Source organism: Prevotella jejuni (assembly GCF_900187995.1).
GTDB lineage: Bacteria > Bacteroidota > Bacteroidia > Bacteroidales > Bacteroidaceae > Prevotella > Prevotella jejuni.
The window spans coordinates 96297-118750 of the sequence record NZ_FZNZ01000007.1; the positions used below are offsets into that span (position 1 = coordinate 96297).

The following is a 22454-nucleotide window of genomic DNA, read 5'->3' on the forward strand; positions in this document are numbered from 1 at the left end:
AAGTTTGGACAGATGAGGGCAATTGTTGTTATGTTAATGTCTGATGTTGAGGCTTACTCCTGTGTTTTTTCATCCTCATTAAAGAGTGCATCTTTAAGCTTCTGATAGAGGAATGAGAGGATAAGGAGAATAGCTCCAAGGCTGATGAAGACTATTATCTTACCGAGAGCAGGCATTGCCCATACGTCATTGAGGACGAGCTTACCAATGATAATTGCAAACTCACCCAGGCTGACAATTCTTATCTCCTTACTATGATAGCGCATACCGATACACATTAAGATGAAGGCTGCAACACCTAATGACAGTGAGAAGGCTGTGCTAAAGCCAGTCTCGCCAAATGTGACGAGCAAGAGTCTTGTCGTTGTGAGCCATACCAGCGTTGAGATGATAGCGTACTCAGTGTATAGGTTTCCTCTTTTTGATGTTGCCAATAGCACTCCACGCATACTATAAATCATATAAGCAATCGTTACGAGTGTTATCAACCATCTGTAAGTTAGTTGGTCTGGCACTGCAGAGTTCCATACAGCTATCGCAAAGATAATTCCTGTGATATAGATACTTATTTCGTAGGCAACAGGATATTTACTTATCTCAAATCGTTTACGCAGGATGAGTGCACCTACTAAGATTAGTACATTCGCTGTGAGTAAGGACGCATAGTCGGACGCTGGGTATGCAAGGTGCAGGTGGAAATCATCCCAGAAGGCAAGGTATAAGATACTAAATCCTAACGCCCATGCTATCACATTACAAGGAGTATAGCTGAGAATACGATTGTTTTCCTTAAATAACTCTTTATTGCATTGTAGGATGATGGCTGTCACAAAGAAGGCGACACTTACGAACATGGTCACAAAGAAACTTCCATTGAAGAACAAACTACGACCAGCATCGTGTATAAACACATCACTCTCTCTATAGCATGCCAATACAACGAGTGTTAAGAACAAAAGTATTGTTGCACCCCATTCGTATAATAGGTTCTTTTCTTTGGTGAAGAGCCACAGAAGAAGTACCGCCTCAGCTGCCCATACCATGGCTATGTTAGCTGTACTGAAATAGAGTGGGATGGCGATAGACGCAAATGTAATGCCAAGTCCTAACATTAAATTGCGCAGCGTGTCCTGTCCTTCGACGCGGAAGCGTACGTACAGATAGATGGCAAGGTTGACTGCAGCAATGAAGAAAGCCAAGTAAGCCGTAGCATCGTTGGTAGATTCATATTGTTGTAGGATGTAGTTGCCATAGAGCAAATAGAGGAAGCTGTTAATCGTAACGATAGATAACAATCCTGTCCTTGTTTTTCCTTCACACTGTGTACGCAGGATATAAACCACGGGCAGCAAGAAGATGAAATAGAATAATGTAGCAAAAGCAAATAGAGTAGGGTAGATAGTGTTTGTCTCATTGCTTGAGATGTATGTTATCGCTTGAGTTCCCCATAAAATACAATAGGTGAAACAGAAGGATATGATAGGTAGTATTGCCCATCGTTTATACATTGTAAGACAGAACATACCCACGTTCAGAATACTAATATAGATCTGTAAGGAGATAATACTACTTGCGTTTGTGCTGATAATGAATGGTGCTATAAATCCTCCTACGAGTGCCGTAACTGCCAACTCAACCCTATCATATAGTATGGAGACGGCTGACATGAATAATGTTGTCGCACATAAGATAACGAAGGCGGTCGTATGAGAGAACAGAGCATAGTAGTGGAAGGCGATTGCCGTGATAAGATAGAATATACCAAAGGCACCACCTGCCAACAAAGAACTAAATGCGTGATAGCGTTTATGCAGTCTTTCTGCCAGTACTAACATACCTATTCCAACGGCATAACCCATCAGCGTACGTGCTGTCTCGTTAATCCAGTTCTGGTCGATGGCGTATTTAACGAAGAAGCCAATACCAATGATAAAGATGAGAATACCTATCTTACCGAAGAGGTTCTCACCGATATATTTCTCAAAGTTGCTTTCTCTTATGGTATATTCTTCAGTTTGTGGTTCTTCTTCAAGCATAGAAGACTCCTCTTCACGTATCGAAGACTTTTCTTCCATGGCCATGGCTGGTTCTTTCTTCGGCTCTTCTACTGGCTCTTCAGTAGTTTCTGGTTTTTCTTCTGTAGTTTCAGAGGCTTCTTCTTTCGTGTCTTTGACAGGGATTTCCACAGTAGAAGGTCTTACATTCTCATTGTTTACAACAGGAACTTCCACGGTCTCTGGTGTCTCCTGTTCCTCTAATTGCTCACTATCATGTGTGATTACTGGTTCTTCCGTCTTTTCCTTGGTCTCTATTTCATTCTTTATCTCTTCCTCCCACCAGTTCGTGTTTTGAACAATAGTAGGTCTTGTCTCTTCCTTCGGAGCTTCTTCAGGCTGCTCCTTTGGCTGTGTATCGATTTCTTCTTGCTTTGTCTCTATTGGAGTATTAGGTTTGCTCTCCTTTTCACGCTGCATCTTTTCCATTATGGATTTCAGTGTGGAGATTTCAAAACTGATGCTGTTAAGTGTGTAATTTATGTCATTTATCTTAGACATAAGTACAAAAAACAGCAGAAAAGGGGCTGCTAATAAAGCGAGACCAAGAAAGACTAAAAATACTTCATCCATGATTTTGTGAGTTTATTTAGGCGGTAAAGTTAATGATTACGTGTGAAATAAAAAAATAATTACTCCTAATAAATCTTATTGCCATGTTTTTTTACCTCTTAACATACTGTTTATTCTCGTATATAAGTCTAATGATAAGGAGGAAGAGTTTATCATATATTATAAGGTGAAAAAGCTGTTATGCTATGAGAACAATGTTAAATACGCAAGTAAAAGTTGACTACTCCTAAAAATAATGTTAACTTTGCAAGTAAATATAGTTGAGAGAATGAAAGTTATTAAGCAAGTTGTCAATCTATTAAACAAGGCGTATCAACCAATAAAGGGCAATGCCTCTTTTTTCTTCTTTATGTATCTTATCGGCATTGTGGTGTCGTATGAGGAATTGCCTACCAATAATCCTGATGCTACTGTCTATAGTAATCTATGGTTAGAGTTGTTTTTTGACTTGTATATAATCTGTCTTCTCCTTTCACTTATTCCTTTGAAAGTACGTCGATGGATACGTGCTTTATTGTATGTTATTGCATACGCAACAAGTATCACAGACCTTTTTTGTTGGGTGAAGTTCCAGTCTACATTAAACCCCTCCATGCTCCTTCTTGTAGGTGAGACTGATGGCCGTGAGGCGGGTGAGTTTTTTAGTAGTTACATGACCACCGATATCCTCTTCTCGAGTGTCGGACTATTACTACTGATTATGCTTCTGCAGATTCTTGTAGTAGTAGGACAGAAAATCAAACTCCCTATTGCTATTAGCGATAAAATGGATGTTATGTATCGAGTATTTGCTCGGCTGCAACCTGTCTTAGGGACTCTTTGCATTGTATTGTTCTGTTGGTCGGCATACTCGTCAGCGCATAATAAGAAAGAGATGGTGGAGATGTTCTCCTTAGATACTATTGGTTCTGTAGAGCACGAACTGACAACCAGCGATTGTGCACAGTTCTATCTGCCTGTCTATCGACTTGTGTTCAGTATCTTCTCAAATGAGTTAGCATCGCAACAAATCGACCGTCTCATCGAAGCAAAGGACAAGATGAAAGTGGATAGCTGTTCGTTTAAATCGCCAAATATCGTCCTTATCATCGGCGAAAGCTATGGTAAGCATCATTCACAACAATATGGTTATTTCATGCCGACGACCCCTCGCCAGATTAAACGAGAGAAGTCGGGATTACTTGTACCGTTCAGTGATGTCGTAGCACCATGGAACTTAACCAGCTTTGTGTTCAAGAACGTCTTTTCTCTACACGTTGTTGGAGAGAAAGGGGAGTGGTGTGATTATCCGCTCTTCCCTTCACTGTTCCGTAAGGCAGGCTATCATGTTACTTTCATAACTAATCAGTTCCTACCGAAAGCGAAGCAGGCTGTATATGATTTCAGCGGTGGTTTCTTCTTAAATCACCCAGAACTTTCATCGGCAATGTTCGACTCTCGTAACTCCCAATTATATCGATTTGATCGAGGATTACTCGATGATTACGATAAGAATCAAAAGCAACACAATACAAACCATAACCTTATTATCTTCCATCTACTCGGACAGCATGTCACTTATAAACAGCGTTATCCGAGCGACCGTCATCATTTCACGGCTGATGACTATGCGGAAAAGCGTTCTGACCTCGATGGTAAACAGCGTAGTATCTTGGCAGATTATGATAATGCCATCCTATATAATGACTCCATCGTGGATGCTATCATTAGTCGTTTTGAGAATCAAGAGGCTATCATTATCTATATGCCTGACCACGGAGAAGAATGCTTTGAGGGTAATAGAGGCTTTATTTGTCGCAAACATTCAGCAGCTATTGATTATGACTTAGCACGCTATGAGTTTGAAATTCCTTTCTGGATTTTCTGTACACATAAGTATGCTGTGAAGCACCCTGATATTTTCCAAGAAATCATCGCTGCTAAGCATCGTCGTTATATGACGGATGCTTTACCGCATCTGTTGCTTTACTTAGCTGGTATCCATACGAAAGACTATCATCCCGAATATAATATCCTCAGTCCACAATACAATGAGATGAGACCGAGAATATTAAAGAATACAACGGATTACGATAAGCTTCCTCGTCCTTCCGAGAAGCATCTCTTACCGAAGCAGAAGTCTATGTCAAAAGAGAAGATAGCTTGTAAGGTGGGTAGTGGACGTGGAGAAATGAATTAGAGAAGTGTAAAGTAATTCGTAAAAGACCACAAAATCAATTATTAAAGTTAGGATGTTTAAAAAGGAAAAGAATACATATACAGAACACTCCGGACCAGAACATAGGAAAGAACGCCGAGAAGTATTGCTTACACGGGTAGAGTGTGATGCGTTGAGAGGGCTTGCCATTATCGGAATCTTCCTACATAATTACTGCCATTGGTTGCGACCAGTGGTAAAGGAGAACGAATACCAGTATTTCCAACGTAATGTAGACAAACTCTATCAAGTGTTACAGGGGTCGTGGAACGAATTGTTCTTCTTCCATATCCTTTCGTTCTTTGGGCATTATGGAGTACCTGTATTCCTTTTCTTATCGGCTTACGGTCTGACGATGAAGTACGAAAAGCAACAGCTAACAGTGCCAACAAGTATGCTGCAAGCACAGTCAAGTCTTCCAGTCTTTGGTTTTATCAAATATCATTGGGTAAAACTTTTCCGTATGATGATAGTTGGCTTTGTGGCTTTTACGATGGTTGACGCTATTACAGACGCTCCCCACGATTATCATGTGATGGATATTATCGGTCAAATGGGACTTTTTAATAATCTTCTTCCCAATCCCGACGATATTATTTGGCCTGGCCCTTACTGGTTCTTTGGGCTTATGATACAGTTGTATATCGTGTATCGACTTTTCCTTTATCGCCGACATTGGGCATGGAATGTTATGTTGATAGTGCTTTGCTTTGCCATACAGTTATCTTGTGAACCAGAGAGTGAGGCTTTGAACCGATGGAGATATAACTTTATCGGTGGTATGCTGCCATTCGGTTTTGGTGTACTTTATGCGAGATACGCACACGCCTGGACGACTGCTACAAACTTTGTAGCCTTTGTCCTTTCGTTATTTGCCATACTATTGATGAGTTTCAACTATATAACATGGTATTTTGTTCCACTTGTAATATGTGTTGCCTCTATTACCTTTGTGAGATTACTCAGTTGGATAGAAGGTGTAGTTGGCAATAAGTACTTCTCTGTTATGAATGTTCTCTCGTGGGTTGGCAGCATCTCAGCAGCCCTTTTCGTCTGTCATCCTATCACAAGAAAGATCTTTATTCCAATCTCTCGAGGGGGAGAGTATTGGACGGGTCTTCTCCTTTACGTTATCTCTTCGCTTTGTTTAGCATGGTTGTTCAAAGAGTTAATGAAGAAGATACCGAGTCCAAAGTTAAAGTAAAGGAGTCTTATAAATACACGATTTCATCGCAATAAATGAAGGTAAGAAACATTGAATTAGCTGATATAAGCCGTTATCGAGGAGAGTTGATGGGGTTGGCCATCATCTTCGTTGTTCTTTTTCATGTGGGGCTGCCACGTGAAGATGCCTTCTTTGGCTTGAAGAGAATGGGCAACATCGGTGTAGATTTCTTCCTCTTCTTGAGCGGTATGGGCTTGTGGTTCTCTTGGACAAAGCACCCTTCCCTGCGAAAGTTTTATCTTCGACGTTTCTTACGTGTCTATCCTACTTGGCTCTTTATGGCCTGTCTCTACTATATACCCGATTTCCTTAACGTCAATCTCACAGGACATAGTGGGCACAGTATGAATATCATCGATCTCATCGGGGATATAACGATTAACTGGGACTTCTGGATGCACAATGAGCTAACGTTCTGGTATATCCCAGCTATCATGGTTTTCTATCTTGTGAGTCCTTTTTATATGATGCTTATTGCCAAGAATCCTATCTATCGTTGGACTCCTGTTATCATGATAATGTGGTGTGTCATAGTAGAATATATTACCCCTCTGCATGAAGCAGTAGGTCATTTAGAGATATTTTGGAGCCGTGCGCCCATCTTCTTTATAGGTATTAACATTGCAGAGGTGGTGAAACGGAAAGAAACAGTGGCTGGTTCGGCTATTTGGATGATAGTGATAACATTCGTTATCGCTCTTTCCTCTTGTCTGTTTCTTGAACAAGAGAAGCACGGACAGTTCCCCTTATTCCTTGAACGTATGTTTTATATCCCCCTTACGTTTACATCGATCATCCTCTTCATTCAAGTCCTTCATCATACACCAAAGTTTATGAACAAAATTCTAAAAGTCTTTGGTGCATTGAGTCTGGAGCTTTATTTGATACATTCCCACTTTGTACTCGATTATCTTGAGCGGACTGATTGGTCTTATTGGCCTAAGTTTGTTGTGACGATTGTCCTCAGTCTGATATTTGCATGGCTCTTACAAACTATAATTAAAGGGATGATAACGCCCATAGAGAATAGAATAAAATGAAGAACCTTATACTGTTAATACGTCCACATCAGTGGATTAAGAATCTTATCGTCTTTCTTCCAGTCTTCTTTGGAGGTGCTCTACTGCAATGGGAGGCGGTTTACGCAGGATTTATCACAGTCTTGTCTTTTAGTCTGACGGCCTCATCTATCTATTGTCTGAACGACATTGTCGATGTTCATGACGACCGTCAACACCCTGTGAAGTGTCATCGTCCGATGGCCTCTGGTGCTGTAAGTATTGTTCAGGGATATATTCTGATGGGGTTGATGTTTGCTTTATCGATGATTTCGACCTTTTTGTTGCATGCACGTCAGGTTGAGACAGCCAGTGTGATAATCTTCTATTGGCTGTTAAATATAGGTTATTGTCTTCGTCTGAAGCGTTATGCAATCATTGACGTGTGTGTAGTCGCCTTTGGATTTGTACTTCGTATCCTGGCCGGAGGATATGCAACAGATATTCATCTGAGTAAGTGGATTGTTCTGATGACCTTCTTGTTAATGCTCTTCCTGTCCTTTGCTAAACGACGTGACGATGTTGTGAGGATGAACGAAACAGGGCATGCACCTCGCCAGAATACTATCCGATATAATCTTACTTTCATTAATCAAGCGATTACGATAACGGCAAGTGTTACCTTGGTGTGCTATATCATGTACACAGTAAGTCCCGAAACCATCGCTAATTTCCACACAGATAACCTTTATCTGACCAGTGTCTTTGTGCTCTTGGGCCTACTTCGTTATATCCAGATATCGGTCGTTGATAAGAAGAGTGGTGACCCAACGAAGGTGATGATACACGATCGTTTCATGCAGCTCATCGTCTTAGCCTTCGGACTTGCCTTCCTCTTTATTATCTATGTATTTAAGAATAGCCAATAAGAGATGAAGAGGATATACGCTTTCGACTTCGATGGTACGCTAACAACCAAGGACACACTCATAGAGTTTATCCGCTTCTCAAAGGGGAGTGTGCGTCTGTTCTTGGGTTTCCTACTCTTTTCTCCTCTCCTTATATTAATGAAGCTTCATCTTTATCCTAATTGGAAAGCTAAGCAAAGAGTTTTCTCTTGGTTCTTTAGGGGGGTGAGCCTCGATAGTTTTAATCGGTTATGTGTTGACTTTGCCCAGCAGAACAAGCAGCTACTTCGGCCTGCTGGTATAAAGAAACTACAACAAGTAGTACGGGACAAGGATAGCATAGTACTCATAATCAGTGCGAGTGTTGATAACTGGGTATGTCCTTTCTTCGATGAAATCGATAAAAAGATACAAGTGTTAGGTACTCAAATCGAAGTGAAAGGAGGATATCTTACGGGGCGGTTTATCACTAAAAACTGCTACGGACAAGAGAAAGTATGTCGATTGAAGGCGCTCTATCCGCAACGTGAGTCTTATGAGTTGATTGCCTTTGGGGATAGTAGAGGAGATAAGGAACTACTTGCACATGCAGACAAAGGATATTATAAACCTTTTAGAGAGACGGAGTAAAGATGCTAAGCAGACAGGTGAAAGATAAGAAAAAGCTCGGTGAAATCGTACGTTTCATCATTGTTGGGTCATTAGCTTCAGCCATTCAGTATGGTACTTATCTGTTGATGATATGCTGGTTACAGCCTCTCATTGCTAATACCATCGCTTATCTTGTAAGCTTCACATTCAACTATATTGCCTCAACGCGATACACCTTCCGTGTGAAGTCTACGACGAAACGAGGATTAGGTTTTGTTTTCTCACATGTTATTAACTATGTCTTACAAAGCACTTTCCTACAACTTTTCCTTTGGTTAGGGCTTAGTAAGCAGTTAGCCTTAATTCCTATGTTTGCTATCTGTGTACCAATAAATTTCCTATTGGTGCGTTTTTTTCTACGTAGGAAGTAAGGATAAATTTCTTGATAGAACTGGTGAAGCGAGTGAAAGGAGGTAGCCTCCCTCCTTTCTACAGCTGGCACCTCCCTCAACACCTCCCCAGCAGGCAAGGACGTAGTATGTGTGGTTACCCCTACTGGGCAGGCCTCACCCCCAACCCCTCTCCGAATGGAGAGGGGAGTAGTATGTGAGGTTACCCCTATTGGCCTGCCGAGAAATGGAGAAGAGACGCTAAACGCATGGATGACATACAGGGGTATCTCGGTAATCACTCCCCTCTCCATTCGGAGAGGGGCTGGGGGTGAGGCTACAAACGGCCTTCGGCATACAGAGTTCACAGAGCGTTACTGCTAATGATGGTTGTAATGTTCTGTATTATCGGTTGACTTAATGTCTTTGTGGGCATTTGTGTGTTCTGTTCTTCTGTGTTCTTCTGTGAGAGAAAGAAATAACCTCCGTGAGAGAAAGAAAGGTCCTATGTGAGAGAGAGAAATGTCCTCCGTGAGAGATAGCATACTAACCATGTAAACAGAAAATGTCAAGATATTTTGTAGATTGTTCCCTTCTCTTTTTGAGAAAAGGCCGAGTATGCAACAAGAAGAGGCTCTTCAACGTTCAAGAATATGCCCTTCTCATGCGTTGAAGACGCCCTTCTTGAAGCAAGAAGGGCGTCTTCTTTGATGCTGTTTGTAACGTACTGATTTGTTGAAGGTTATATCTTTTATTTAAGAAGATGTGATACGCTTTCTTTAGGGATGTTTATCTTGATTGTATGTAATGATTTTTCATAGCACTGATTGTTATTTTAAAGTGTGGAGAAATTGCTGGAATAGGCGCATGGGAATATTGGAATCAGCTGTAAAGGACGATTAATTAACGCAGATAATTATAGTTTTTTTGAATCAAGTAAACACATGTCGATAAGGAGTAATGAGTACTAAGACCATGAATGTGAGAAGTGGAAAACCTCTTAGAAAAGACTGCTCACTTGTATAGTCAAATATGCCAATGATTGCTGTAAGTGATAAAAGTTTTGCCTGACATTACCAAATTCTTTTGTTAAATGTGCTTTAATTCGTACCTTTGTACCAAATAATCAAAGCTACTCAATGCACATATTTAATATTTTCAAGGTGAAGAAAGAAGAACGCTGGCTGGCTTTCGTCATGTTAGCAGTCTTTGTTACGTTCAATGCGATGGTGATAGCAAGCCACTATCACGTCTACACCATGGATGCACATGGTGGTTTTTGGAGTATCTTTACCAAGAACTTTCGTATGTCAGGCTATGATTGTTGGTCGTGGATAACGGTTTCGGGAGGACGTATCCATTTCGTTACATCACGTCATCCGTTATATCTTACCTTTCTTTATCCGCTCTATCTGCTCAATGACTGGCTCATACAGAATGTAGGATATAACTTTGCAGTGTATTTCATGGCCGTCATTATCGTCTTTTCGGCCTTCTATGCAGTACTCTTTATGTACCGAGTTTTCCGAGAGGTAATGGAGTTGAGGCGCAAAGATGCAAGACTACTTACCTTGTTGTTATTCTCTTTTGGACACGTACTCATTCCAACTATGGTGCCAGACCACTTCGTTGTTTCTCTGATGCTGCTCTCTCTGACGCTTTACATCACGGGGAAGAAGATGAAGAAAGGACAATTACTAACCGCTTGGCAATCGTTGGTTCTGACTTTCTTCACGGCAGGAATGGCAACATCAAACGGGGCGAAGACTCTGTTAGCAGGCTTATTCACCAATGGAAAGAAGGTCTTTACCGTTAAGTTTATCTCTATTGGAGTAGTCCTTCCATTGCTCTTATTGCTCGGTATTCAACAGTCTCAATATTATCTTTTGGAGGTTCCACAGCAAGCAGTTGTTAGTCATATCGAAAGTGAAACACTGAAGAAGAACCCACAGAAGGTGCTCGAACATAAGAAGCAAAGGGATGAATGGCAGCGAACACACCTCGGTCAGCCTGTGGGAGATGGGGTAATAACAAAGTTGATGGATGTCTCTACGCCACGTATTCCAACCATTGTAGAGAACTTCTTCGGTGAGTCTATTCAGCTTCACCAGCGTTCGTTATTAATGGATGTGTCGTGGGAACGTCCTATCTTCGTGGAGTACAACTGGAGTGTGAACTATATCATTGAGGCTTTTATAGTACTCTTATTTATAGTAGGTATTGTGTTCAGCTATAAGCAGCGGTTCTTTAAAATGCTTTTAGCTTGGTTTGCTTGTGACCTCACCTTGCATCTCATCCTTGGATTTGCCGTCACTGAGGTGTATATAATGACCTCAGGATGGGCATTCATCATCCCTATCTCTTACGGTTACTTACTGAGACAATTATCGATGAAATGGCGAAAAGTGATGCGTGTGACGCTAATCATGCTAACCATCTACCTTTGGATTTACAATGCAGGACAGACATTCTATTACTTAATGTCGTAAGCTATGTGGACGAAGTTTATTAAGATAAGAAAAGACGAGCGTCTTTCGGTTTGTTTATTCCTCCTGTGGCAGCTCATCATGCACGCTACAGTGATTATTCCTTACTATTCGGTGTTCTCAAGAATATCAAAGGATTATCGGAAGAACTTCCTCGACTGGTTCCATGTGTCTGGTTTCGACCCACTCACTTATTGCGTTGTTACCGACTGGACAACAGCCTACGATGTGCATAGACACCCTTTGTTGGCTTTCTTCTACTATCCTGTCTATCTTATCAATCAGGGATTAATGAGCTTATTGGGCATTAACTGTGTACAGTTCCTCGTTGCCATTGTCCTTCTCATTAGTTCCCTTTATGCGTTCCTATTAATGATGCGAATAGGGAAAGACCTTCTTCATCTCTCGCAACGAGAGTCTTCTGTGCTCGCTTTCTTACTCTTTTCCTTCGCATACGTACTATTAGCAGCTATCTCACCCGACCATTTCATCCTTTCGTTATTCCTTATTCTCTTAGTGATTTATGTGACAGGTAAGCAGATGGCAGAGCGTAAACCATTGAAGAGATGGCAGACGATAGTCTTCTTTATCCTTACTGCTGGCGTATCACTTAATAATGGATTAAAGGTGTTATTGGCTGATCTTTTCTCAAAGGGAAAGCGTTTCTTTCATCCTAAGAACCTTATTCTTGTTGTCATCTTACCTGCTGCAGCAATCTGGAGCTTTGGTCTTTGGGAGTACAAAACGTTCGTTGCCGATAGTGTTAACACACGAAAGGCACACGAAAAGAAAGCTGTAAAGGACGAGAAGACTAAGATGTGGAAGGAGTTCAGCGATACTACCCATCTTAAAGATAGTAAACAGCAGACAGAAGCGTTTGCGTTACTATGGAAAAAACACCGAAAGGCGCAGCTGAAGGCAAAGTATAGTGCACCACAATATGCTCATTCTGGTACGCCAGTGAGTAAACAACCGTTCTTGAACTGGACAGATGTGACTACTTCTCGGCGTGAGACACTCATTGAAAACCTCTTTGGTGAGTCTATACAGTTGCACCAGAAGTATACGCTATGTGATGTTATTCGCGACCGTCCAGTCTTTGTTAGATATAATTGGGTCGTAAACTATATTGTTGAAGGGCTTATCGTCTTACTCTTTTTAGGCGGAATCTGGGCTGGTAAACGTAGTAAACTGATGTGGATGTGTTTGTCATTCTTCGCCCTTGACATGATACTTCATATAGGCTTAGGGTTTGGTATTAACGAGGTATATATTATGACTGCGCATTGGGCTTACGTCATACCGTTGTGTATAGGTTGCCTGATAAAGTCAATGAAAGGTGGGGTTAGGAATGCTATCACCCTATTGACAGCCTTGATAGCTTTCTACCTTATTGTTTATAATAGTGCGCTCGTCATCTTCACACTATAGTAAAGTTATGGAAAACAAAGCCTCTGTATCAATAGTCCTCTGTACTTACAATGGTGAGAAATACGTGAGGGAGCAGATAGACTCACTGCTCGCTCAGTCTTATCCTATCCATGAGATTATCATTCAAGATGATGGTTCGACGGATCATACATGGGAGATACTACAAGCGTATGCGGCAAAACATGCTGTTATTCGTACTTTTAAGAATGAAGGCGAACATGGTGTTAATGCGAACTTCCTTTCTGCATTGCATCGTGCAACAGGTGATTACATTGCCATCTCCGACCAAGATGATATCTGGGAGAGGGATAAGATAGAGACACAGATGCGTTGTATAGGAGATAAGCTGCTATGTAGTGGACACTCACGACCCTTCTCGACGGATGGCTCCTTTGCTTATTTTGACAATAGACCACGCAATGTGAATATCTTTCGAATGATGTTCTTAGGTCTACCAGGCCATACTTTATTATGTAAGCGAGCATTGATTAATCTCCTACCACCTATTGAGAGTCCTATTTATAAGGTCACCCTTTACGATGCAGTGTTGAGTATTATTGCCGCATCCTACGACAGTATCGTCTATTGTAATAAGGTGTTAGTGAACTTCCGACGCCATGCAGAGGCTACTACCTATAATGATTATAGTAGCAGTCTGCCCTCATGGAGGAACGCTCTCACCGAGTTAACGTGGAGTCTGAACCATTATAAAGAGATACGCAAGAAGGTTGTCCCCATCTTTCAAGGTAAGCTTATGTTAATGGAGGGATTACATTCAAATATAGCCGATTTCATCGAAGCTCGTGAAGCAATGCGAATGGAAACCAAGCAGGGCGTCTTTGCCTTCTTACGTTTACAGTATCTACTAACGAAGAACTACAAGAAACTCTTTCATACACCAGGTGGCGGACCAGTCAAACTGCTTCGTGCTATGCTTTATCCTATCATGCAGTTGTACATGTACCACTAAGATGAACGCTCTTATCCTCTCTTTCGATGAAAGTAATTGAGACATTCCTTTAGTGTTTGCGAACCTCCCAACTTCATAACGATATAATAGAGTAGGGCTGCCAAGACGACTCTCGTCAGTAAAAGCAGTAGAAGACTCTGTATCCACATGGTAATGAGATAGGTAGAAATCATTACCGCCACGGATGTTAATAGATAAGGACAAAGATCTTTAAGAATATCTATGAAGCGTATGCCAATCTCTTTATGTGCAAAGAACTGCCACACACCCAACCAAAGGACAGTAATAGCTGTATAGACACTCACCATGAAAACGATTCCTTGTTGGTAACAAAGAATAATGAGTCCTACCTGTGCTACGATTAATAAGATTGTACACCACATGTAGACAGCAGACTTACCTCGACTAAGGATGAGGTTTTGATACATTGTATAAAAAGGTAGGAAGGCACCGCTAATACAAAGAATACGCAACAAAGGAATACTCTCTATCCATTTATCTGATATGAGAAGAATGATAAATTCGTGCGATATCATCGCTAATCCGAACATAGCTGGAAAGACCAAAAAGGCCGTGAAACGCATCATTTTTCTAAACACATTTACTTGCCTTTTGAGGTCATTATTCACCTCTACCAATACTGGTTGCGCTACTTGTGACACTGTTCCTGAGACAAACGTGCTGGCCATTGTGTCCCATTTGAAGGCTTGCGAGAAATTGCCTACCACCTTTGCTGAGTATAAACGACCGAAGATAAAGGTTAGAATGTTTTGGCTAATTGTATTGATGATGGTCGTTACGAGTATCTTATAACTAAAAGGAAACATCCTCTTGACGGGTTTGAAATCGATGTGAAATGAGGGATGCCAAGGAATGATAAAGAAGCGCCAAAGACTCGTGAGGGTGATATAAAGCAGTTGCTGCCAGGCCAAACTCCAATAGGCATAACCCTTTAAGGCTAACACGATACCCACCACTCCTGAGATGATAAGACTTGTGATACGCAGAAGGGCTGTCTCTTTTACCATCATGTTCTTAAATAGATAAGCTGCAGGAACAGTTCCTAATGATGAGAACAAGAGGGATGCGAAAAGGAAACGAGATAGGTTGATAAGCTCTGTGTGGTGGAAGAAGTTGGCTATTAAAGGTGCTGAAAAGAATAGTACGCTATAGGATACCCACCCCATGATAGCGCTAAACCAGAATACAGAGTTATAGTCATTGTCAGTGGGATGTTCCATGTTTGCAAGTGCTGTGGTGAACCCACTCTCTTGCAAAGCACCTGCTATTGCAGTAAAGACAGCCAGCATCCCCACTAAACCATAGTCTGATGGTGTGAGTAGACGAGCTAAGAATATGCCGATAACTATATTCAGTAGCTGCATTGTACCATTGTTCAATGCACCCCAAAAGAGCCCTTTGGCTGTTTTCTCCTTTAGTGTTTCTTTTTCCATTCTGTTTGTATCTCTGTGATACGTAGTCATTTTTTTCTTTTGTGAAGTGCCTCTCTGCTTGTCTGCCGTTGCGTCTTTTCCCCTCGCACTAACATCCTTTTTGAAGCACTTTATTGGTCTTTGTGATAGCGAGTCCCCCCTTCCTTTGCTCCTATCTTTCTATGTTTACCTTATATAACTTGCAAATGTAGCGTTTTTCTTTGGAAATGCCAAATATCATAACCTTTGTAATGTATTCCTGAGAGGATGGTCGAACGACCCCGATGAGGGCGTTTTTTCTGAAAGATGAGAGGGTGAAGTCTACCCTAAGAGGGGCATAAAATGATTACACAAACCCCTAATTTAGTTTTAAATTCATTTGCTGTCATATTTAACATTTGTGGTAAGAAGCTAAGAAACAGCTAGTTATCTACCTTCAATACATGACAGGAATGACAGGAAAATTAGTTTTAATAAAATCGCTTGTTATCGTGAGTTAGACAGCTGCCTACTGTTTCTGTTGTTTTAGGAAGGCTTCGATGGCTGTAGTACTATTCAATTTCTTCGTGTCAATTCCGTAGCGTTGGCTTTGATAAACTTCACGATGAAAAGGCCCAAAAACCTCGTCTATCCGTATGAAGTCAGTATTTGTAGCGAGGAAACCATAAAGGATAGTAACCCGATAATGGGTGTCCTCGTACACAATCTCGTTGCTTTTGTCGAATTGCGGTGATATCCAAAGATAAAAGAGTTGTAGTGCAATGATAAGTGGGACGGTCATCCACGTGCTTGTGTACAAACATCCTATACTGGCATTACCCTCTTCTTCCCATTTCCGTTTGATATATCGTATGAGAAAGAAGAGTATCAACCAAGGTAATGTGCAAACAATCAAGGTGTTTGCATCGCTCCATAATTTCCAAGGTGATATCCAATTGAATATCAGCCATAACAGTTCTGCCCACATCAAGTAGCTTAATGCGCTTCGAACCTTCCTATAGATATTGTGCTGTTGTGTACACATTTCGTATAATGATTTCGTACTGTTGGGAGTTCATGATGGTCTTTTGTCAGCAGAGAGAATGAGTGTCTCTGCTGATGTTAGCTGTAAAAGCAGTGCTGGATGAGCACCTTTCTGACGGTAGAGAACCTGTATAAATGTTAGCGTTTAACGCTCTCACAATAGGAGGAAACAGTCTCGAAAAAGCTGATATATAACCCACAATAAATCAGCGTGTTATAAATAGTGTTTGAGAACATGCCCTTCTTGCCTCAAGAAGGGCGTCTTCTTGCCCCTTGAAGGGCATGTTCTTGCCCCTTGAAGGGCCTCTTCTTGTTTCAAGCCTATCCTCGTGGCGGTTCTTCTCGCTACTTATCCCTCAAAGGATGTGGCGTAATCACCGCCAGTCTCTCATACTATCTGTTTGTATGTTTAACGTTCTTATGCCCTATATTAGTATCTTTGTAGGGAAAACTCTGTGATATTTTCTCTCATAGAAGATATTTCTTTTTCTCACAGAGTTACACAGAAGAACAGAACACACAGCATTCCACAGAGACATTAAGTCAACCGATTTCACAGAACGTTACAGCCAATCTTAGTTGAAAGGCCTCTGTGATATCTGTATGCCGGAGGCGTTCTGTGAGTTCGAAACGTTGGTTGAAATGTTCTGTTAAATCTGTGAGTTCTGTGAGAGAAAAAAATCTCCAGCGAGTTGTTTGTGTGTTATCTCATAGAGAGGGTGCGTTCTATTTCTCACAGATTTACACAGAAGAACAGAACACACAGGGCTTAAAGCAAGTGGTGCCACCTCTCCCTTTGTGACCTCTCGGCCGTGCATATATATGTATATTGGTTCTAATAACAATATTGAAGGATAAGTTTTTATAGAGAGAGAAGGTGAAGTCATATTCTTTTATTATCTTTGCAACAAGTATAATAACGGAAGATGAAAGAAACTTTCAACACAGGAGAGACGCAAGAGAGTCTCCGGCAAGAGTATAACCCAGACGGTTCTGTGCTTCGACAGGCACAGTTGAGGCTGCTCGATATGGCTATCTATCTGCAAGAGACAGCGAAGAAGATAGGTGTTCCTTGCCGTCTTGATGGGGGCAATGTGTTAGGGGCAATGCGTCATGGAGGGTTTATTCCTTGGGATGACGACATTGACATGGTTGTAGACTACAAGGATTTCAAACGGCTCTGCGACTATTTAAAGGCGCATCCACACCCTCAATTCGTCTTACAAGACAACGATACCGACCCTGGCTTCTATAAGGAATGGGCTTGTCTACGTGACTTAAAGAGCGAGAACAGGAGTCATGATAATCAGCAGAGTGCTGACCGAAGAATGCACGAGGCGCAGAAATTTAGAGGACTCCATGTAGACATCTTCCCCTATGAGGGTAACATGATTCCTTGGTTACAGCGTTTGGCAGCTAAACTATCCGTCAATGTGAACACAAAGTTAGCTGGTCGTTACCCTCAGTTGGCGCAAATGGGTTATAAGTTCCTACATGTCATCGTCTTTCCAGTGTTCCGCTTTATAGGGAAACTATTTGGTAATCCCGACCTCTATATGCACTCTTACGGTGCATGGTTTTATGAGCAGAACCCGCGTCGTTGCATGATACCACATAAAGACATCGTCTTTGAAGGTCATACCTTTGAAGGTCCAGCCGATGCTGATGAGTTATGTCGTATCGCCTATGGGAACTACATGGACTTACCACCAAGGGATAAGCGTGATAGACACAAGATAGATGTTGTCTTTAAGTAGTAGGATAGTGTAGTAATGTAGGTATTTGTAGACTGTGATATCTCCATCTTCAAAATAACAATTAACCAAATATAAGTATGAACATAGCAGTAATCTTTGCAGGAGGTTCTGGACTACGTATGCATACGAAGTCGCGCCCTAAGCAGTTTCTTGACCTAAACGGAAAGCCGATAATCATCTATACATTAGAGTTGTTTGACAACCACACGGATATAGATGCTATCGTTGTAGCATGTATTGAAGGCTGGATTCCTTTCCTTGAGAAGCAGCTCCGTAAGTTTGAGATTAATAAGGTTGTGAAGATTATACCAGGTGGAAAGTCTGGACAGGAGTCTATCTACAAGGGACTGTGTGCTGCTGAGGAATATGCGCAGAGTAAGGGTGTAAGCAACGAAGAGACAACCGTTCTTATTCACGATGGTGTTCGTCCGCTGATAACAGAAGAGACAATAACAGATAACATCAAGAAAGTTGAAGAGGTCGGGAGTTGTATCACTTGTATCCCAGCAACAGAAACACTTATCGTGAAGCAGGCTAACGATGCTTTAGAGATTCCTTCACGTGCCGATTCGTTCATTGCTCGTGCACCACAGAGCTTCCGTTTGGTCGATATAATTACTGCACATCGACGCTCCTTGGCGGAAGGAAAAACCGATTTCATCGATTCTTGTACGATGATGAGCCACTATGGTTATAAGTTAGGGACGATTATCGGACCGATGGAGAATATTAAGATTACAACCCCAACAGACTTTTTTGTGCTGCGTGCGATGGTGAAGGTGCATGAGGATCAGCAGATATTCGGATTGTAAAGGTGTTGTTATGTGTCGATGGAATGGGTATTTTTATAACTTTATAGGGTAAGGATGAAGGAAAGAATACTAAAAGAAGATATAAGCTATTTTGCTGATACGTTCCCTTTCTCAGCAGCATTGGAAGGGAAGACGATTGCTGTAACGGGGGCAACAGGCTTGTTGGGTGCGTGTATGGTACGTTGCCTGTTGGCTCTACGCACAGAAAAAGGTATCAACTTACACGTGGTGGCTGTTGTAAGGAACGTGCAGAAAGCAGAGAGAATGTTTGGTCAGGCAAGCGATGAAATCAGCTATTATTCATACGATTTCTCTTGTGTTGAACCATTTACACCCACGAAAAAGATAGACTACCTCTTCCATTTTGCTGCCCCGACAGCTTCAAAAGATTTCGTTGAACACCCTGTAGAGACGATGAACACCGTCTATGGCGGTATGCAAAACCTATTGTCTTACGCCCATCAGAATGGAGTAACTTCGATGGTGTTAGCCTCAACGTTAGAAGTCTATGGTACTGTCACTGACGACCGACGCTCACTTACGGAAGACATGCAGGGCTATCTTGACCCAATGGCAACTCGTAGCAGTTATCCGTTAGCAAAGAGAGCTGCCGAGGCATTGTGTCATAATTACGCAGACGAGTATGGTGTCCATGTGAAGGTGGCACGTTTGGCACAGACTTTCGGTGCTGGTGTGAATGGTAATGACAATCGTGTCTTTGCGCAGTTTGCACGCAGTGTTATGAAGAATGAGGATATCATCCTACATACGACAGGCGAACTCAGTCGTTGCTATTGCTATACGATAGATGCCGTCACGGCAATGCTGTATATTCTCTTGCGTGGTAAGGATGGCGAAGCATACAATGTAGCAAACGAAGACACTTATATCTCTATCCGTGAGATGGCAGAGTTGGTTGCATCAACGTTTAATCCTCAGAGAGTGAAGGTGGTGATACAGCCACAAGAAGGCTTAGGCTATTCGCCAACAACCAAGCTCAGACTTGCCACACAGCGTATTCAGGAGTTAGGATGGAAAGCGCATTTTGGGTTAAAAGAGATGTTCCGTCGTCTCATCCTTTCAATGGAGGAAGAACAGGTATGAGTAGTTTTCTACAACGGATAAGAGAGAGTCTCTTCCATGTCTACGACCGAAAAGACTTGCGAAGATGGGAGGGCAATCCTAAGAATGAACTGCCAATCTATGGAGTTTATCATGTCATGTTAGACACTGGATGGGAGCCATTGGTGAGAAGGCAGATTGATAACCTGCGTAAGAGCGGTCTGCTGGATGCGACAACGACTTTCTACGTGAGTTGTATAGCAGCCCATCAAGCCGATGTGGACTGTCTGAAGCGTATTATCAATAGTGATAAGCTCGTGATAATATCCAATGTCACCGACCCTAAGCGGTATGAGTATCCTGCTTTAGAGTTCATTAAGCAACTGTCAGAGAAGGAGGACTGTCTCTTCTATTACTTCCATTCAAAGGGCATCTCTTACCAGTCTCTCACCTCTAACGACCGTCTCTTTCGTTCTTTTAAGCAGAAGATAGAGGCTTGGAGAGAGATGTTAGAATATTTCATCTTTGATAAGTGGAAGGTTGCCGTGAATGTTCTGAATGAAGGATACGATACTTATAGCTGTTATCGATGGCCACCACGCAACTATACCATGTATTCTGGTAGTTTCTGGTGGGCTAAGTCGGCTTATATAAGGACCCTCCCAGCCTTTGACAAAGCCGTTATCTCTACCAATCGTTTCTATTCTGAAGTTTGGCTTTTTGAGCGAAATCATCGACAGTTCTCGGCATTCGATACGATAGCCGACCTCTACTTTGTAAGGATTCCTCGTTCTATCTATACGGACGAGCAGCCAAAGTGGCTTGATAAGGTTTGCTTTTCGTTTACTTATAATATGCGAAAAATAGAAAAGCATATCTTCAAATACAATTATAAGAAACGGTGTCAGAAACGTTTCCAGAAACTCAAGAATGAGATATAATATAAGGTGATGGATTGTTTAGAGAGATGTGTTCTCACGCAATCCTCCTCGTTCTTGATAAATATTCTTTTATTTATAAGCTCTTAGGGCTGGGGACTGATAAGCGTTCTCAGCCCTCTTGTTTGTTATTCTTCCTTATTATCTCAATTTGACATGAAAATGATTTTCCTGTCACATCTGTCATGTCTTGTGTGCTCCTAATACCTTGATAATCAAAAGATATCCTTCAAATGTTAAAATGACAGCAACTAAAACTAAAATTAAATTAGGGTAATAGGAGTGTTTGTTTCCCTTATTTAAATAGGTAATAGCAGTCGCTTTTCGTGGTGAACCACTTTTGTTCTTAATATCATGACGTTTGTATATAAGGCGAGCAAGAGTTAATAAGATTATTTGTAAGTGTAAATAATATTCATAATCGTAATTTTTACGGGTCAACTTAACTTTGATTAGGAGTGTTTAACTAAAACGGCAATAATAAAGAAGGAAAGGAAAAATAAACGAATAAAAAGGAAATTTATAACAATTATTCGATAATTGTCTTACAAGCGGTTTGCTTTAACTTTGCAATACTAAAATTAAGATATCTCCACATAGGTGTCAGGACAAAAATATTCAAGCACGCTGAGGCGGCCTAATAACTCAAAGTTCTACTCCGTGAGAGTCTTTCTAACGACTGGAAGATGGTTATCCGTTGTACAGTGTGTCTGGGTAATGAATGGTATATATATAATTATGTGACATCATCGCAAGACTCAAAGCTTTTGATAAAGACCCCTTTTGAATAGAGAAGGAAAAGATATATCAAATAATTAAAACTAAAGACGAAAAATGAAGAAAATTAAATTCCTTTTGTTCGTACTGCTTGCATTGCTGTATGTGTCCAATGCAAACGCATTGATAGTGAACGACACTTTCACTCGGGATGGTAATACGTACAGGGTTACTAAGATGGATGAGGCTCATGATGGCATCCCCCAAACTTACAATGTGGCGTTTGTATCATCTACGAACACTACCGTAAACATTCCTGCAACTGTTGCGGATCCTCATAACCAGTACACTTTTAATGTAACGGCTATTGCTAATAACAGTACAGTTCCTAATGCAACATCCGTCACGATGCCTAACACAATCGTACGAATTGAGGCTAATGCGTTCAAGGGTGGTAATATCACAAGCGCAAGTTCAACATAGAACTGCAATCCCAAGTGCTGGTGTAGCTTAATAATCTATACCTGAAAACACCGAGGGGTTTGGGGGCGAGAAGCCCCCATGAGAAGAAAATCAACAAGCAATGCATAAAAATAAGAAAGGGAGACCTCTGTCTCCCAAAGATTAATTAATTTTGCATTGCAATGTACAAACAATTAACCTCGGAGCAAAGGTACACAATTTCTGTGCTACTCCAAAATAGAACGAAACAAAAAGATATTGCCAAGGCGATAAATGTAAGTGCAAGTACAGTGTCTCGTGAAATAAGACGTAATAGCGGAGTCAGAAGACACTATAATTGGGAAACTGCCCAAGCAAATGCAGTACAAACAAGGCGCAGAAAGCCAGGCAATCGTTCAGTAGACAAGGATGTCATGGAAGAGGCGAAG

18 protein-coding genes are annotated in these 22454 nt (G+C 41.3%); 15 read left to right on the forward strand and 3 right to left on the reverse strand.

The features are described from left to right. Nucleotides 1–53: 53 nt before the first annotated feature. Nucleotides 54–2483, reverse strand: coding sequence for a DUF2339 domain-containing protein (locus tag CHB62_RS03760; RefSeq protein ID WP_368073606.1), 2430 nt, complete (start codon nucleotides 2481–2483; stop codon nucleotides 54–56). Nucleotides 2484–2895: 412 nt separating this feature from the next. Here CHB62_RS03760 and CHB62_RS03765 point away from each other — a divergent pair, with 412 nt between their 5' ends. From CHB62_RS03765 to CHB62_RS03805, 9 genes are all read left to right on the forward strand, one after another. Further along, nucleotides 2896–4806, forward strand: coding sequence for a phosphoethanolamine transferase (locus CHB62_RS03765; RefSeq protein WP_240616227.1), 1911 nt, complete (start codon nucleotides 2896–2898; stop codon nucleotides 4804–4806). A 52-nt stretch (nucleotides 4807–4858) separates the two neighbouring features. Further along, entirely contained in the window at nucleotides 4859–6028 is a 1170-nt protein-coding gene (locus tag CHB62_RS03770) for an acyltransferase family protein (RefSeq protein WP_089365771.1), read from the forward strand. A 35-nt stretch (nucleotides 6029–6063) separates the two neighbouring features. After that, the gene (locus tag CHB62_RS03775; protein WP_089365772.1) at nucleotides 6064–7089 is read left to right on the forward strand and encodes an acyltransferase family protein; all 1026 of its coding nucleotides are present in this window, start codon (nucleotides 6064–6066) and stop codon (nucleotides 7087–7089) included. Next, entirely contained in the window at nucleotides 7086–7976 is an 891-nt protein-coding gene (locus tag CHB62_RS03780) for a decaprenyl-phosphate phosphoribosyltransferase (RefSeq protein WP_089365773.1), read from the forward strand. The genes CHB62_RS03775 and CHB62_RS03780 overlap by 4 nt, the downstream gene beginning before the upstream one ends. Nucleotides 7977–7979: 3 nt before the next feature. Continuing rightward, nucleotides 7980–8585, forward strand: a complete 606-nt coding sequence (locus CHB62_RS03785) for an HAD family hydrolase (protein ID WP_089365774.1) — start codon at nucleotides 7980–7982, stop codon at nucleotides 8583–8585. A gap of 2 nt (nucleotides 8586–8587) precedes the next feature. Next, the gene (locus CHB62_RS03790; protein ID WP_089365775.1) at nucleotides 8588–8977 is read left to right on the forward strand and encodes a GtrA family protein; all 390 of its coding nucleotides are present in this window, start codon (nucleotides 8588–8590) and stop codon (nucleotides 8975–8977) included. Between the two features lie 1097 nt (nucleotides 8978–10074). Then, on the forward strand, nucleotides 10075–11424 hold the full coding sequence (locus CHB62_RS03795) for a DUF6080 domain-containing protein (RefSeq protein ID WP_089365776.1): 1350 nt from the start codon (nucleotides 10075–10077) through the stop codon (nucleotides 11422–11424). A 3-nt stretch (nucleotides 11425–11427) separates the two neighbouring features. Next, nucleotides 11428–12852, forward strand: a complete 1425-nt coding sequence (locus CHB62_RS03800; RefSeq protein ID WP_089365777.1) for a DUF6080 domain-containing protein — start codon at nucleotides 11428–11430, stop codon at nucleotides 12850–12852. Between the two features lie 7 nt (nucleotides 12853–12859). Then, nucleotides 12860–13822 carry a glycosyltransferase gene (locus CHB62_RS03805; RefSeq protein WP_089365778.1) on the forward strand — a complete coding sequence of 321 codons (963 nt, stop codon included), beginning with the start codon at nucleotides 12860–12862 and terminating at the stop codon, nucleotides 13820–13822. Nucleotides 13823–13833: 11 nt separating this feature from the next. On the opposite strand, the gene CHB62_RS03810 is transcribed toward CHB62_RS03805, so the two are convergent. Both CHB62_RS03810 and CHB62_RS03815 read right to left on the reverse strand, forming a co-directional pair. After that, nucleotides 13834–15276 (reverse strand): lipopolysaccharide biosynthesis protein, encoded by a 1443-nt coding sequence (locus CHB62_RS03810; RefSeq protein WP_089365787.1) that lies wholly within the window; start codon nucleotides 15274–15276, stop codon nucleotides 13834–13836. Nucleotides 15277–15763: 487 nt separating this feature from the next. Next, complete coding sequence (locus tag CHB62_RS03815; protein WP_089365779.1) at nucleotides 15764–16279, reverse strand: hypothetical protein; 516 nt, start codon at nucleotides 16277–16279, stop codon at nucleotides 15764–15766. A 925-nt stretch (nucleotides 16280–17204) separates the two neighbouring features. Between CHB62_RS03815 and CHB62_RS03825 the strand changes: the two genes are divergently transcribed. The 6 genes from CHB62_RS03825 to CHB62_RS03850 form a co-directional block, all read left to right on the forward strand. Beyond that, nucleotides 17205–18035 carry a LicD family protein gene (locus CHB62_RS03825; protein ID WP_009010851.1) on the forward strand — a complete coding sequence of 277 codons (831 nt, stop codon included), beginning with the start codon at nucleotides 17205–17207 and terminating at the stop codon, nucleotides 18033–18035. Between the two features lie 77 nt (nucleotides 18036–18112). Then, nucleotides 18113–18847 carry an IspD/TarI family cytidylyltransferase gene (locus tag CHB62_RS03830; protein WP_089365780.1) on the forward strand — a complete coding sequence of 245 codons (735 nt, stop codon included), beginning with the start codon at nucleotides 18113–18115 and terminating at the stop codon, nucleotides 18845–18847. 54 nt (nucleotides 18848–18901) lie between these two features. Continuing rightward, a complete protein-coding gene (locus CHB62_RS03835) occupies nucleotides 18902–19951 on the forward strand; it encodes an NAD-dependent epimerase/dehydratase family protein (protein WP_089365781.1) in 1050 nt (349 codons plus the stop codon). Next, a complete protein-coding gene (locus tag CHB62_RS03840) occupies nucleotides 19948–20850 on the forward strand; it encodes a hypothetical protein (protein ID WP_089365782.1) in 903 nt (300 codons plus the stop codon). The genes CHB62_RS03835 and CHB62_RS03840 overlap by 4 nt, the downstream gene beginning before the upstream one ends. A gap of 831 nt (nucleotides 20851–21681) precedes the next feature. Then, a complete protein-coding gene (locus CHB62_RS03845) occupies nucleotides 21682–22047 on the forward strand; it encodes a hypothetical protein (RefSeq protein ID WP_254919362.1) in 366 nt (121 codons plus the stop codon). 161 nt (nucleotides 22048–22208) lie between these two features. After that, nucleotides 22209–22454, forward strand: a 246-nt coding sequence (locus CHB62_RS03850; RefSeq protein ID WP_009012764.1) for a helix-turn-helix domain-containing protein, incomplete at its 3' end; no start/stop codon positions are given.